The organism is Steroidobacter sp. (assembly GCF_036406195.1).
Taxonomy (GTDB): domain Bacteria; phylum Pseudomonadota; class Gammaproteobacteria; order Steroidobacterales; family Steroidobacteraceae; genus Steroidobacter.
On the sequence record NZ_DASWVW010000053.1, the window covers coordinates 1 to 14,189 of the forward strand.

The 14,189-nt window shown below is 61.8% G+C and carries 9 protein-coding genes, 2 tRNA genes and 1 pseudogene; 6 read left to right on the top strand and 6 right to left on the bottom strand.

Features of this window, described 5'->3' with window-relative positions:
• The first annotated feature begins 950 nt into the window (after nucleotides 1-950).
• On the top strand, nucleotides 951-1,424 hold the full coding sequence (locus VGE08_RS26625) for a helix-turn-helix domain-containing protein (RefSeq protein ID WP_414717516.1): 474 nt from the start codon (nucleotides 951-953) through the stop codon (nucleotides 1,422-1,424).
• A 23-nt stretch (nucleotides 1,425-1,447) separates the two neighbouring features.
• Here the strand turns inward: VGE08_RS26625 and VGE08_RS20375 are convergent, their stop codons facing one another.
• Entirely contained in the window at nucleotides 1,448-2,194 is a 747-nt protein-coding gene (locus VGE08_RS20375) for a hypothetical protein (protein WP_331069762.1), read from the bottom strand.
• Between the two features lie 162 nt (nucleotides 2,195-2,356).
• Between VGE08_RS20375 and VGE08_RS26630 the strand changes: the two are divergent.
• Nucleotides 2,357-2,536: pseudogene (locus VGE08_RS26630) on the top strand (HNH endonuclease); the annotation flags it as partial.
• Between the two features lie 293 nt (nucleotides 2,537-2,829).
• Here VGE08_RS26630 and VGE08_RS20380 read toward each other — a convergent pair.
• A tRNA-Val gene (locus VGE08_RS20380) sits at nucleotides 2,830-2,904 on the bottom strand.
• An 89-nt stretch (nucleotides 2,905-2,993) separates the two neighbouring features.
• A complete protein-coding gene (gene uvrB / locus VGE08_RS20385; RefSeq protein WP_331069763.1) occupies nucleotides 2,994-5,030 on the bottom strand; it encodes an excinuclease ABC subunit UvrB in 2,037 nt (678 codons plus the stop codon).
• A 218-nt stretch (nucleotides 5,031-5,248) separates the two neighbouring features.
• Between uvrB and VGE08_RS20390 the strand changes: the two genes are divergently transcribed.
• Entirely contained in the window at nucleotides 5,249-6,445 is a 1,197-nt protein-coding gene (locus tag VGE08_RS20390) for a pyridoxal phosphate-dependent aminotransferase (protein ID WP_331069764.1), read from the top strand.
• A 67-nt stretch (nucleotides 6,446-6,512) separates the two neighbouring features.
• Here VGE08_RS20390 and VGE08_RS20395 read toward each other — a convergent pair.
• Together VGE08_RS20395 and VGE08_RS20400 are read right to left on the bottom strand one after the other, a co-directional pair.
• Nucleotides 6,513-6,587: transfer RNA gene (locus VGE08_RS20395), tRNA-Asn, on the bottom strand.
• Between the two features lie 343 nt (nucleotides 6,588-6,930).
• Nucleotides 6,931-9,030 (bottom strand): TonB-dependent receptor domain-containing protein, encoded by a 2,100-nt coding sequence (locus VGE08_RS20400; protein ID WP_331069765.1) that lies wholly within the window; start codon nucleotides 9,028-9,030, stop codon nucleotides 6,931-6,933.
• A 737-nt stretch (nucleotides 9,031-9,767) separates the two neighbouring features.
• Here VGE08_RS20400 and VGE08_RS20405 point away from each other — a divergent pair.
• From VGE08_RS20405 to VGE08_RS20415, 3 genes are all read left to right on the top strand, one after another.
• The gene (locus VGE08_RS20405; protein ID WP_331069766.1) at nucleotides 9,768-10,730 is read left to right on the top strand and encodes a hydrogen peroxide-inducible genes activator; all 963 of its coding nucleotides are present in this window, start codon (nucleotides 9,768-9,770) and stop codon (nucleotides 10,728-10,730) included.
• Between the two features lie 2 nt (nucleotides 10,731-10,732).
• Complete coding sequence (locus VGE08_RS20410; RefSeq protein ID WP_331069767.1) at nucleotides 10,733-12,223, top strand: tryptophan halogenase family protein; 1,491 nt, start codon at nucleotides 10,733-10,735, stop codon at nucleotides 12,221-12,223.
• A 129-nt stretch (nucleotides 12,224-12,352) separates the two neighbouring features.
• Complete coding sequence (locus VGE08_RS20415; protein ID WP_331069768.1) at nucleotides 12,353-13,639, top strand: cation:proton antiporter; 1,287 nt, start codon at nucleotides 12,353-12,355, stop codon at nucleotides 13,637-13,639.
• On the opposite strand, the gene VGE08_RS20420 is transcribed toward VGE08_RS20415, so the two are convergent.
• Nucleotides 13,610-14,149 carry a hypothetical protein gene (locus tag VGE08_RS20420; RefSeq protein WP_331069769.1) on the bottom strand — a complete coding sequence of 180 codons (540 nt, stop codon included), beginning with the start codon at nucleotides 14,147-14,149 and terminating at the stop codon, nucleotides 13,610-13,612. The two genes, VGE08_RS20415 and VGE08_RS20420, sit on opposite strands and share 30 nt — an antisense overlap.
• Between the last annotated feature and the right edge of the window lie 40 nt (nucleotides 14,150-14,189).

Genomic DNA, 14,189 nt, shown 5'->3' on the forward strand with positions numbered 1-14,189 from the left:
GACCGTCGACTGGTCCGCCTCGCGCAGGATCTTCACCATCTGTTCTTCTGTAAATCGGCTCTTCTTCATCTTGCTCCTCGATCCGAGGAGCCATCATCCCACAAAGTTGTCGCTGGTCCGAAATTCGGCTAGCAGGTCAGACCTGCTACAGGCGCAACACGCCCGGATGTCAACAAACGATCAACGCTTACGCGCCGGACGTCCCTTACCTCATCCCCCAGCGCTGATCCCTGTTACTTCAGGAATCTCGAAGGAAGTCACACACCTTCGAGAGCGCACTCTCCGGCGCGCTAGCCCGCCCTCCTGCGCCCAGCCCTCGATTCATTTTATGAGCAGTGTGATTCTATTGTGATTCGCGAGCGCTTCGGAAAGCGCGTACTGTGTTAGATAAAATGCCACGAACGCCAATTCGTCGTCGATAGAGATCAGGTGGCGTTCATAGGTGAGTTCCGAGCCAGACTGGCGTCCTTTGCTGCTCGAACCATCGAGGGCATTGCTGTTGATTCGCGCGCTACCTGAGACGCAGCCTGTCCTTGCGCCTGAAACGACCGAAGCGATCTTGCATTCGCATCATTTTTTTCTCTGGCCATCGGGTGAGCTGCGCCCGCGCTGTGCTTACGCGAGAGCGTTACCGAAACGTCACACGGCCCCCGACACCAAACCGCTGTTGGATTCCTTCTCCAGGACTGCTCGGAAGGGCGACGAGCGAACGTCGGTTCATCAGATGCCGTGCTATCAGTAACGACATCTCTTGCCCCTGCGTCGTAACCCTACGACGCCTGCGTTAGCGCTGCGGATAGATTCGCCGACGGCGCCATTCCAGTCACTTCCATGGACGCTCGCAGCCCGCACGTCGCCGCAAGCGTCACGCAGACCTCCTCTCAACGCCTTGTCACAGGCACACCCGCTCTCATGGCGGGGCCCCACCCTTTCAACCTTCTGGAGCCATCATGTCCGCCGCTCATCTGAACGTTCACACCGAGGAGCCGAACGAGCCTCGGGAGCCTTCGAACATTGCATTTTCGCGGAAGCCCTTATGCTATCCAGAGACAGCGCCGCGGCCATTAGCTCGCTCAGTCGACGTGTCTCGCTTCAACCTGCCACAACTGTGGACCGAGAAGCAGGTGGCTGAGTATCTCGAGGTGACGACTCAGACGATCTATCGCGAGCGCAAGCGCGGCCGGCTCCCATACACAGTCATTGGTAAGAAACCGCGCTTTACTGCCGAACACATCCAAGCCTACCTACGGAATCGCGAATGTCCTGCTACATCGACAAACGCCCGGATAGTCCCAACTGGTACATCTTCGACTATGATGAGCGAACAGGAGAAACAAAACGCCTTAGCACTCGCACGCGAGATAAGCAGCTCGCGGAGAAGAAGCTCGCCGCGTACATCCTCGGACGAGACGATGCCAAGCTGAAGAGCAACATTACCCTCGCCTACCTAGTCACGCGCTACTGGACGCTCGAGGGGCAGTTCCTGGCTTCCCGAGATACGGTCAAGGCGATCATGCGCCTCGTGGTCGCGCATGAGCCCGATCGGATGCTGTTCAACTGGTCGAAGGCTGAACAGGCGAGGTTCATCGCCAAATTCACCGATGAAGACGGTAAGCCTCTCTCGGCCAGCACCCAGCGGCGATACTTCGGGGTCCTGAAGACGGCGGCCAAGTTTCTGAAGGAACACGGGGAGATCGCGTCGGTCCCAGAGATGCTCAACATGGAAGTCGAAGACGGACCCGGGGCGCGCGTCATGCCGGTCGAGGTAGCCAAGAAACTCTTCGCGCATGCGATCCATCCGCACCAGCAGCTGTATCTGATCCTGGAGACGACCACCACGCCGCGCCCGAAGCACGTCCTGGAGGCCACCTGGGAGCGTGTGAACTGGGACGACGGAATCATCGACTATCGAATCCCTGGGGCCCGACAGGTCCGCAAGCGCGACAAGCTCAAGCGCCGGGCCGTAGCCGCCTTGTGCCCCGCCGCGCTTGCCTTTCTGAAGGCGCACCGGTCTGTTGGCCGGATCCTGAAATGGAACGACGAGCCCCTCAAGACGTTCGGGATGACCTTCAAGAGCATCGCAAAGCGAGCCGAGGTCACGGGATACTCCAGCTATAGCCTCAGAAAGCTCGGCGCGACCTATATGCGGCGGCATCGGGTCAGCGAGCTCGACATCAAGACCATGCTTGCGCATTCCATCAAGGGCGCGACCGGCCGGTATGCCCACGAGGAGCCGGAATACCTGCTCGACGTGCGCCGGACCATGCAGCAGTTGCTCGAGGTGCTCGACCCGCCCTGGCTGCGTCCCTATCTAGCCCCAGATCGCCCAAGCTCGACGGATGAAACATTCTGGTCGATGGCCCGGCCGAATGAGGCGGGTTGTTGGATCTGGCACGGCCCGATTACCCATGATGGCTTCGGGCACACCGGGCACGAGCTTGCGCATCGAACAGCGTTCGAGCTGACACATGGCTCCATCCCGAGCGGTGCGTCTGTGCGCCAGCGATGCGGTGTACGAGCGTGCTGCCATCCAGACCACTTGATCCTGGAATCCTTAGGCGATGAAGGGCCTCTCGCGGGTCAACCCTTTGGTGTCGCCCCGGGGTGCGAGCTCGGCCATGCACCGTTGACCGAAGCCCAAGTGCGTGCGATCGAAGCCGATGCGAGGCCGCATTGGGGCGCGATTGCGCGCGACCACGGAGTGAGCTGGTGGGCGGTCCAGGGAATCAAGGAACGAGGCCGCTGCCAGCGACTTCCCAGTTACTTCCCAGTGGGGAAGCAGCCCGAGGCGGGGCGCGATCTTAAGTCTTTGAAAGTACGGGAAAATATTGGTGCGCGCGACAGGGATCGAACCTGTGACCCCTACCATGTCAAGGTAGTGCTCTACCGCTGAGCTACGCGCGCAACCGGGCGGGCCGAAAAGGGGCCGGAAGGATAACGACGAGTCGGCATGGAGGCAAGCCACACCGCTGCCCTTTCATCGCCGCGCGGTTTTATCCCGCCTTGGCTGCCACCAACCCCAGGCTCGCCTTCCTCAGTTGCGAGATCTGATCGCGCAGCTTGGCCGCTTCCTCGAATTCCAGATTGCGGGCGTGCTTGAGCATCTCCTGCTCCAGCTTCTTGATGCGGCGGACCGCCTGGTCCGGCGTCAGGCTCGAATAGTCCGGAGTCGACTCGGCCACCTTCTTCAACGGACCGCGATCGGCGTCCGAGTACGCGCCTTCGAGGATATCGGCGACGGCTTTCTTGATGCCGCGTGGCGTGATGCCGTGGGCTTCGTTGAACGCCAGCTGCTTGGCGCGGCGACGGCTGGTTTCGTCCAGCGCCTTCTTCATCGAGCCGGTGATCTGATCGGCGTACAGAATCGCCTTGCCGTTCAGATGGCGCGCGGCGCGGCCGATTGTCTGGATCAGCGAGTTCTCCGAGCGCAGGAAGCCCTCCTTGTCCGCGTCCAGAATCGCGACCAGCGACACCTCGGGCATATCCAGGCCTTCGCGCAGCAGGTTGATGCCGACGATCACATCGAACTTGCCGAGGCGCAGGTCGCGAATGATCTCCATGCGCTCGACGGTATCGATGTCCGAGTGCAGATAGCGCACCTTCACGCCGTGCTCATCGAGATACTCGGTGAGATCTTCCGCCATGCGCTTGGTGAGCGTCGTGATCAGCGTGCGCTCGTTCCTGGCGACGCGCAGCTTGATCTCGGACAGCACATCGTCGACCTGCGTGCGCACCGGCCGCACTTCGACTTCCGGATCGACCAACCCCGTGGGGCGCACCAACTGCTCCACGACTTCGCCACCCGAGTGCTCCAACTCGTAGCGCCCGGGCGTCGCGGACACGAAGATGGTCTGCGGCGCCAATCGTTCCCACTCCTCGAAGCGCAGCGGGCGATTGTCCAGCGCCGAGGGCAAGCGGAACCCGTACTCCACCAATGTTTCCTTGCGCGAGCGGTCGCCCTTGTACATGGCACCGAGCTGCGGGACGGTCTGGTGACTTTCATCGATGACCAACAGCGCATCCTGCGGCAGATAGTCGAACAGGCACGGCGGCGGCTCGCCCGGCTCGCGGCCCGACAGGAAGCGCGAGTAGTTCTCGATGCCGTTGCAGTAGCCCAGCTCGCGAATCATCTCGATGTCGAAGCGCGTGCGCTGTTCCAGTCGCTGCGCTTCGAGCAGCTTGCCGTTGTTCTTCAGCTCGATGAGGCGATCGTGCAGCTCATCGCGAATCTGATCGACGGCCTGAATCAGCCGGTCCTTCGGAGTCACGTAGTGCGTACCCGGGAACACGGTATAGCGCGGAATCTTCCGCTTGATTTCGCCAGTCAGCGGATCGAACAGTAGCAGCGAGTCGATCTCGTCATCGAACAGCTCAACTCGCAGCGCTTCGCGCTCGGACTCCGCCGGAAAGATGTCGATGACATCGCCTCGCACGCGATACGTGCCTTGCGTGAGATCGAGCTCGTTGCGCTTGTATTGCATGTCCGTCAGGCGTCGCAGGATCGCGCGCTGATCGATGTGCTCGCCACGTGAAAGATGCAGCACCATCGACAAGTAAGTCTCGGGCGCGCCCAGGCCGTAGATCGCCGACACCGTCGCGACGATGATGGCATCGCGCCGCTCGAGAATCGCCTTGGTGGCAGACAGGCGCATCTGCTCGATGTGCTCGTTGATCGAGGAGTCCTTCTCGATATAAGTATCCGAGGACGGCACATACGCCTCGGGCTGGTAGTAGTCGTAGTAAGAAACGAAATATTCTACCGCGTTGCCCGGGAAGAACTCCTTGAACTCACCGTACAACTGCGCCGCCAGCGTCTTGTTATGCGCCAGCACCAACGTCGGGCGCTGGATCGCCTGGATCACGTTAGCTATGGTGTAGGTCTTGCCGCTCCCCGTCACTCCGAGCAGCGTCTGGTGCGCGAGCCCCGCCTGAATGCCTTCGATCAGCCTGGCGATGGCCGTCGGTTGGTCGCCGGACGGCTTGAAGTCGCCGCGCAGCTGAAACGGCGTCTGGGCCGGCTTGTCGGTCATGGTCGAGGTTTGCAGCGAGCGTGGCGAAACTGGCATGGCAAGCAGGACGACTTGGGGCTTGGCTGGCGTTTTTCCAAGCGGGAACAGGACGGTTCATATAGAGCCGGGCGGCGAACCGCTCTACAATCGCACGAAAACGTCCCGAGCTTTGTCAGGGATTTTCCGTTGCTCGATTCGCCCCAACTCAATTCGCCCGTAAAGGGTGCCGTGGTGTCGCCGTGAGTCTACCAGTTTCCAAGCGCGTCCAACGCGTGAAGCCCTCGCCCACTGTCGCCTTGACGGGCCGCGTCGCGCAGTTGAAAGCCGAGGGCAAGGACATCATCGGTCTGGGCGTCGGCGAGCCGGATTTCGATACGCCCACCCACATCGCGGACATGGGCGTGGAAGCCATTCGCAAGGGCTTCACGCGCTACACGCCGGTCGAAGGCATCGCCGAGCTCAAGGACGCCATCATCGGCAAGTTCAAGCGGGAGAACGGCCTCGCTTACACTCGCAATCAGATCCTGGTGTCCACCGGCGCCAAGCAGACCATCTTCAATCTGATCCTCGCGGTGGTCGATCCGGGCGATGAAGTCGTCATTCCGGCGCCCTACTGGGTCTCGTATCCAGACATGGTCTTACTCGCCGACGGCGTACCGGTGACTCCTTATGCGGGCCCGGAACAGGGGTACAAGCTCACGCCCGCGCAGCTCGAAGCGGCGATTACGCCGAAGACACGCTTGTTCATCCTCAACAGCCCGAGCAATCCGACGGGCGCTGCGTACACAGCGGCGGAGCTGCGCGCACTCGGTGATGTGCTCGTCAAACATCCGCAGGTCGTCATCTGTACCGATGACATGTACGAGCACATCTATTGGGGGAAGGAACCATTTGTCAGCCTCGCGCATGTGTGCCCGGAACTCTACGACCGCACCGTCACGACCAATGGCGTGTCGAAGGCGTATGCGATGACGGGCTGGCGCATCGGTTACTGCGGCGGGCCGGTTGAATTGGTGACCGCGATGTCGACCATCCAGAGCCAGAGCACGTCGAACCCGTCGTCGATCGCGCAGAAGGCCGCCGTCACCGCGCTGAACGCCGATCAGAACTGCGTGCGTGAAATGAACAAGCACTTCAAGCAGCGTCACGACTTCGTGGTCGCCGGCTTGAACAAGCTGCCGGGCGTGACCTGCCTCGAAGGCGCCGGCACGTTCTACGCCTTCGCTCATGTGGAAAAGGCGATGCGGATCGTCGGCGCCATGGACGACAATGCGTTCGCCGAGCACCTGCTGATCCACGCCGGCGTAGCGGTCGTTCCCGGCAGCGGTTTTGGCGCGCCGAATCACATGCGTCTGTCTTTCGCTACCAGCATGCAGATGCTGGAGGAAGCTCTGAAGCGCATGGACAAGACGCTGCGAGCCGCGCAGGCGGCTTGACGACGCAGGACGGGGATCGCGCGGGAGAGGGTCGGACGACCCAGCGATTGCCTACAGGCGGCGAAGGTGGCTCCCCGGGCCGGACTCGAACCAGCGACCAACGGATTAACAGTCCGTCGCTCTACCACTGAGCTACCGGGGAACAGGAGGGTCAAATCGAAGGCGCGGGATTTTGCGTAATGCACCGCGGCCCTGTCAAGGAATCCGGGCCACTTGGTGCCGATCTGTGAACTCCGGCGTGGGATCGCATCGCATGAAGCTTTCCCGATCGAACGCCTACCTCGCCCGCCAACCGGAGGGCTGCGCTGCGACGATCCGCGGGATCTCGTCGGCAATCGAGGGTATCGGGCCCCTTTCGCCAAGAGCGCTACTGTTCAAGCTCCTAAGGACGTAGAGTTTTTCATCGCCTGCTGGAAGCGCCGAGCCCCACGGCATCGCACCGGGGGCTCACGCACTCGCTCGTAGAGCGACAGGTTCATCGAGCGTTAGAACGAGACGCGCACCCCCGCGGTGACACCTCTGCCGGGCAACGGCACGACGCGGGCCAAATACGACGCGTGGTTCCACACGATCTCGTCGAGCAGGTTCGAGCCTCGTAGATACATGACAGAGCTGCCCTCGCCTCCCAGGCTGTAGCTCAGGGTGAGATTGAGCATGTCGTAGCCTGGCGTGACAGCCTCGAAGTCGGCGATGTCGTCCTGCTCGTTGACGCGGTAGTACTCCAGCTCGCCGGAGATCGCCTGCGCAGTTGCACTCAGGCGCGTGCCGTAGCGCGCGGCGGGAATACGTGGCAGGTTGCCGCCTTCGTCGAGTTCAGCACGAACGTAGTCGCCGAAAACAGTCGCAGCAAAGCTCTCGGAAACCCGATATGTCGCTTCCGCTTCGAGACCCGTGAACTTCGCGTCACCCTGCGTGTACTTGATTAGCCGGAAGTCCTCGAACTGATCGAGCGTGCGGCCGTAGATGTAGTCGTCGACATCGTTACGGAACGCACCGATGGCAAACGTCACGTCGCCGGCGTTCTTCCGCAACGTCAGCTCGATATTGTTGGCGGCCTCGGTTTCGATAGCTGCATTGTTCTCGGGCCCGCCACAGGTCAGCGGATCTGGAAAGAGCCCGCATTCATAAGTGTTCGTAGCAAGGTGGATGCCGCGGGCATACAGCTCTTGCGCGTGCGGCAGTCGCTCGGAACCGGTGACAGCCAGCGTCAGCGAGTAATCGGGCACGAATTCCCAAATTGCGGCCGCGGACACGGAGGTGGCGGAATCGTCGAACTCGGGGCGGCCACGTTCATCGTTGATCGGCGTATGTTTCTGCCATTCCTGTCGCGCGCCCAACTCGAAGTGCCAGCGCTCGCCCACTTCGATGTGCTCGACCGCGAAGAGCCCGAAGGTGCGGCTTTGCACTTGGGGTAAGAAAGCTTCCTCGCCCAGCGCACTGAAGTCAGTCTCCGCATATTGCACGCCAACCACGCCACGCAGCCCACCGATCTCGACATGCTGCACCTCAATGCGGGCCTCATAGCCGTCGTTGGCGAACGTCGTCGCGATCTCCTGCTCCTCTAACTCATGATGGCGATAGTCGGTGTGGCTCGCGCGAAGTCGGATTCGCTCGACACCGGCGAAGGGCCCGGCCAACTCGCCGCGCAAGTCGAAGCGCTTGCTGAGCAACGAGATCTTGGGGAGAGCCTCGTGCCCCTCCTCATGCTCGTGGTCTTCTTCCTCGCCCTCCTCGTGCTCCTCACAATGCAGGGCGCTGCCGTGAGGATGGCAGCCCTCGTATTCGTGGCTGTGACCCGGAACACCGTAGCCGTCATCGCGGTACGAATATGCGAGCCCGATGTATCCGCGCTCGCCGACCCACGACAAGCCGAGGCTGGCGTTCTGCGATTCGGAGAATGTGCCGTCCACTCGGGAATCGTCCAAGCCGCGGGCGCGATAGTTGTTTGAATCGCGCATCATGGCCTCGGCGTGCAGAACCAGGTTGTCGGTCGCCCGGGCAGTAATCTCGAACGCGCCGGCCTTCTCTTCCGACACGCTGGAACCCCGCAGCCCGAAAGAGCCGTCGATACGATCTTTGGGTAATGCACTCGGAACTTTCTTGTCGAGCACATTGACGATGCCGCCGATCGCGCCGCTGCCATAGAGAAGTGTCGCCGGCCCACGCAGCACCTCGATGCGTTCGATCAGCAGCGGCTCCGCAGTCACGGCATGGTCCGGCGAAATATCGGAGGCATCGAGCAAGGTCGAGCTATCGGACAGCACAGCCACGCGCGGCGCGGTCTGTCCGCGAATGATGGTCCGGCTCGCGCCCCCGCCGAAGGTGTCTGAATTCACGCCCGGCAATGAATTCAAAGTATCGCCCAGCGTCGGCTGGGAACGTTCAAACAGAGCCTGGCCATCCAGGATGGCGTAGGAAGCGGCGAGATTCTGCGGATCCTCGTTCACCGCGCTGGCCGAGACGCGCACCGTCTCCAGGACACGATCGTCCTCGACCTGCTGCGCTTGAACGCCGAAAGCGACTCCGGCGAGCGAGCCCGCCAGAACCAGTCGAATACTGGACGAGAGTGTGGGGTTGATCTTCATGAGGTTCTCCGAAAACGATCCAAAAATTCGGTCAAAGAGTTCGGGACGGACGGCACGGAAGCATCAGCGATCATTCGCGCCACGACGTCGCGGGCTCGATCGGTACACGCCATGGCATGCAGCCGCGATCGATCGCGACGGGCACAAACGTCATCGATGTTTCCAAGCTCTGTCCGGCGACCACGCGAATGACGCGCAGTCGAAGCGCCGCGAAACGCGCGGCGTTTCACGACAAAAGGACGATCAGCTCAGCGAATTTGCTGCGAGGAACACGGGCGTAACAAACCTACGCACGAACGTTGCAGCGTGGATCAGAGCGCCGGAGGACCCTGGCTCAGATAAAAAGTAGGAAGGTCGAATGCGACCAGCGGCACGTCGATGGTGACAATGGCCTCAGCCGCGACCAGCACGAGCTGTGAGATAGCATTCTGAGCCGGTGCAGGCGCACCCGCCGGCAGAGACAAACAGAAGCTACATGCCGTGGACGGACCATTGGATGGCAGCTCGTCACCTGAATGAGCGTGCGTAGCGAACGCCACCATCCAGAAGCACAGCGCCAAACCCAACAGGACAACGCGGGAACGTTGTCTGTTTGGCGACCCACGCAAGCGTGAAATCAAGGCGCTATACATGCGCGTGAGTGTCGCAGTGGGTGCAGCGATTTTCAAGTAGATACAACGCCCGCCGGGCCGCGATGCCGACTGGTATGATGGCCCCATCAGCAACGGATCGCCGCCATGACCCTTACGGAACTTCGTTATATCGTCGCCCTCGGCCAGGAGCAGCACTTCGGGCGCGCGGCCGAGCGCTGCAATGTCAGCCAGCCGACGTTGAGCATCGCGGTCAAGAAACTGGAAGACGAGCTCGGCGTAACATTGTTCGAGCGGACCAAGCAAGGCGTGCTGGTCACCCCGCTCGGCGAGCGCATCATCGCCATGGCGAGCGGCGTGCTCGAAAGAACGGCCGAGATCAAAGATGTGGCATCGGGCGATGCCAACCAGTTGCAAGGTCCGATGGCGCTCGGCACGCTGCCAACCGTCGGGCCCTATCTGCTGCCGCAGTTCATTCCTTTGCTGAGGGAAATGGCGAGCGGCATGCCGCTGTTCGTCGAAGAGGCGCCTCAGCAAACATTGGCGGCAAAACTTCGTAACGGGGATCTCGACGCGTTGTTGGTCACCGCGCCATTCAACGAACCGGACATCGTGACCCAGGCACTCTTCGAGGAGCCCCTGGTCCTGTTGCTGCCGGCGCGACATCACCTGGCGAGCAAGCAAGCCATCGATGCCACCGACCTGAATCCCACCGAAGTGCTGCTGCTCGATGAGGGGCACGCATTCCGAGAGCGCGTCCTTGCCGCTTTTCCCCAGCTGCGCATCCAGGACCCCGCTCACGGCTCGATGAGGGGCAGCAGCTTCGAGACCCTGCGCCACATGGTCGCCTCCGGACTGGGAGTGACCATCCTGCCGCAGGCGGCGGCCAATGCCCCGCTGTACTCGCCGGATATATTGGTAACGAGGCCCTTCGTGGCGCCCGGCCCGAAACGAACCGTGGTGCTGGCCTGGCGGGTCAGTTTCCCCCGGCACAAAGCTATCGACATGCTCCGAAGGGCAATTCAGGCCAGCAGCGCCGCATATTGGAACTACAATAGCGCCCGCGAGCCGGAATCCGCCGGCGTCATGGTCGAGAACCGGGACTGGTAGGCATGAGGCCGTTGTCCAAGATCGTGATCGTGGGAGGTGGCGCCTCGGGCTGGCTGGCCGCGGCCATGCTGCGTCATCACCTCGGACCCGGGCTGTGCGGCATCGAGCTGATCGAATCGGAAGAAATCGGCAGCATCGGCGTCGGCGAGTCCACCGTCCCGCCATTCATCGGCCTGATCCAACGCCTGGGCATCGACGAGCAGGATTTCATCCGCGCCACCGACGCCACTTACAAGCTGGGCATTCAATTCGTCGGCTGGCATCGGCGCGCCAACACCTATTTCCATCCCTTCGGCGTGATCGGCAAACCCATCGGCACGCATGACTTCTATCAATGCTGGCTGAAGGCTCGCGCCCGTGGCGACCGTTCCTCGCTGCAGGATTTCTCGCCATGCAATGTCATGGCGGAAAACGGCCGGTTCTTTCCTCCCTCTCGGGCAAGGAACACTCCCATCGGCGGCGCGAACTATGCCTTGCACATCGACGCCACCCTGGCCGCCAATTATTTCCGGCGCTATGCCGACGCTCGAGGATTGAAGCGCACCGAAGGCCGGGTCACTGAAGTGCGCCGCCGGGACAACGGCTTCATCGATCGAGTCGTGCTCGCCGATGGCAGGCAGGTTCAAGGCGATTTCTTCATCGACTGCACCGGCCAGCGGGGACTGCTGATCGGCAACGCGCTTGGCGTCGAAGCGGTCGACTGGTCGGAATATCTGCCGTGCGATCGCGCCATCGCGGTGCGAACGGAACATGACGGCCCACTCCATCCCTACACACGAGCCACGGCGCAGAAGTCTGGATGGATGTGGCGCATTCCTCTGCAACGTCGCATCGGCCAGGGCTATGTGTATTCGAGCCGTTTCTGCAGCGACGCCGAGGCGAGATCGACTCTGCTGCGCAACGTCGGCAGCCCGTGTCTCGATGAGCCGCGCACCATTCCATTCACGACCGGACACCGGCGCGAGCTGTGGAAGCTCAACTGTCTGTCGGTCGGCCTGGCGGGCGGATTCATCGAGCCGCTGGAAGCGACCGCGATCCACTTGATCGCGCGCGGCCTGGATTTTTTTCTGCGGTACTTCCCCACCAGGGATTGCGACTCGGCGCTGATCCGCGAGTACAACCGCCGAATGGTCGCCGACTACGAAGAAGTGCGTGATTTCATCATCCTGCACTACAGCGCCACCGATCGCGACGACTCCCCTTTCTGGCAGGCATGCCAACAGATTCCGTTGCCGGCCACTCTGCAAGAACGCATCGAGCTGTTCCAAAGCCAGGGCGCGATGCGCGAGGTCGTGGATCCATTGTTCCGCGCCTCCAGCTGGCAATCGGTCTTCGAAGGCATGGGGATCCGGCCTCGCACCTACTCGACGCGAGTCGACAACATCGATTACGCACACATCGAAGCCGCTCTGCGCACGGCCAAGTCCGCCATCGCCGGCATGGTCGAACACCTGCCGACACACGAGCAATTCCTCAGCAGCCACGCCGGCTGACCTGTTGCCATAGCGAGAATCAATCAGTCATCGATTGTTACCGCTACCGCCCGCCCTCTATAAACACCTCCGAGGTGGGACACCGCCAGGCATGGCGGTGATTGAAGAACGATAGATATAGGAACGGTCATGTCGATCGCGCAACTCTCGGTCGCCTTTTTCCTGCAGATGTTCGTCATCCTCGCCACTTGCCGGCTGGTGGGCTGGCTGGGCCGGCGCTACCTGAAGCAACCGCAGGTGGTGGGCGAGATGATTGCGGGCGTGGTGCTCGGGCCCTCCTTGTTCGGCCTGCTCCTGCCAGAGATCCAGCAAGCCGTTTTTCCCGTGGAAACCAAGGGCGTTCTGTACGTCGGAGCGCAGTTCGGCGTCGGCCTGTACATGTTTCTGGTGGGGCTCGGCTTTCGCAGTGATCACTTCAGAAACAATCTGCGCAAGGCCGCGGCGGTGTCGGTGTCGGGAATGGCGGCGCCCTTCCTGATTGCGCTGGCTGGCACGCCATGGTTGATGACCATCCCTGGATTGTTCGCGCCGGATGCCTCGCGGTTCGACGCCACGCTGTTCATGGGCGCCGCCATCGCGATCACTGCTTTTCCGATGCTCGCCCGAATCATTCACGAGCGAGGCTTGAGTCACACGTCGCTGGGCACGTTGTCTCTTTCCGCCGGAGCGATCGATGACGCTGCCGCGTGGTGCGTGCTAGCGATCGTGTTGGCGAGCTTCGGAGCCGGTGCCGGAGTTGCGATCACCGCCATCGTTGGCGGAATCGTCTTTGCGACGTTCATGCTGGTCATCGCTCCCAAGCTGCTTGCGCCGCTCGGACGCATGGCCGAGCGCGAGCAAGCGCTTCACCAAGCGTTGAGCCCGACGTTGCTGTCGATCGTGCTCATGCTGTTCATGCTCGCCGCCTACACCGCAGACGCCATTGGATTGCACGCCGTGTTCGGCGGATTCCTGCTGGGCACGGTCATGCCCCGCGGCGCGCTTGCCGATCAGCTGCGAAAGCTGCTGGAGCCGTTCACTGTCGTGCTGTTGTTGCCCATGTTCTTCACCTACTCCGGCTTGAACACGCAGCTGACCATGGTGAACGACATTGGCTTGCTGACAGTCGCGGCCGTCATTCTCGCCGCATCCGTGCTGGCCAAGTTCGGCGCGTGCTGGGCCGCTGCACGCTTGTCGGGTCAGGACAATAGGACCGCTCTCGGCATCGGCGCGCTCATGAACTCGCGCGGCCTGATGGAGTTGATCATCATCAACATCGGCCTGCAGGCCGGAGTCATCGGTCCCGCGCTGTTCTCCATCCTGGTGCTGATGGCGATCGTGACGACGCTCATGGCATCGCCATTGTTCGAGCTGGTTTACGGCCGCGAAGCCCGCGCTCGAGGCGATCTAGACGCTTTGCAGAATGCGGCGAACTGAAGCAGGCATGGCGCGCTCCCGCAGATGAGCCGCCGTGTGCGCCAACTCGATGACAGATGGAACCTCAGCCGCGGGCGAGTACAAGAAGGTGCGGCGAGCACGTGTGGAGGCATCGAGGATTGTCACAAAATGCTCGGCGGCACACCGCCCCACCCTCGGCCCCACCCTCGGCCCCATCCTCGGCCCCATCCTCGGCTGTGTACAGCCGCGTAGTTGTGGCACGAGCTCGCTTACTTCATAGCTCGGAATGAAGTGCCCGCCGGTTTGCGAGATCCAGCCCGAGCCGTCGCTATGACCGATGGCGATAGGCCGCAGTCTCAGGCTGTCGAAAGCGTTCCGCAGATAGACGAGCCAACGGTCCGTCTCGAAGCCATAGTGGGCGAAGTCGTCCGGATGAGAGAACAGCAATGCCCACCGCCCGGCCAGCCATTGGCGCAGTTGGTTCGGTGAGGCCGGCGAGGCCAGCAATCCATTGATGGCGCTGGTGCCGTAGTCACGTCTGACGGACATCCGCAGCATAACTCCTCCTGTCGCAGCTCGATGCGTCTTC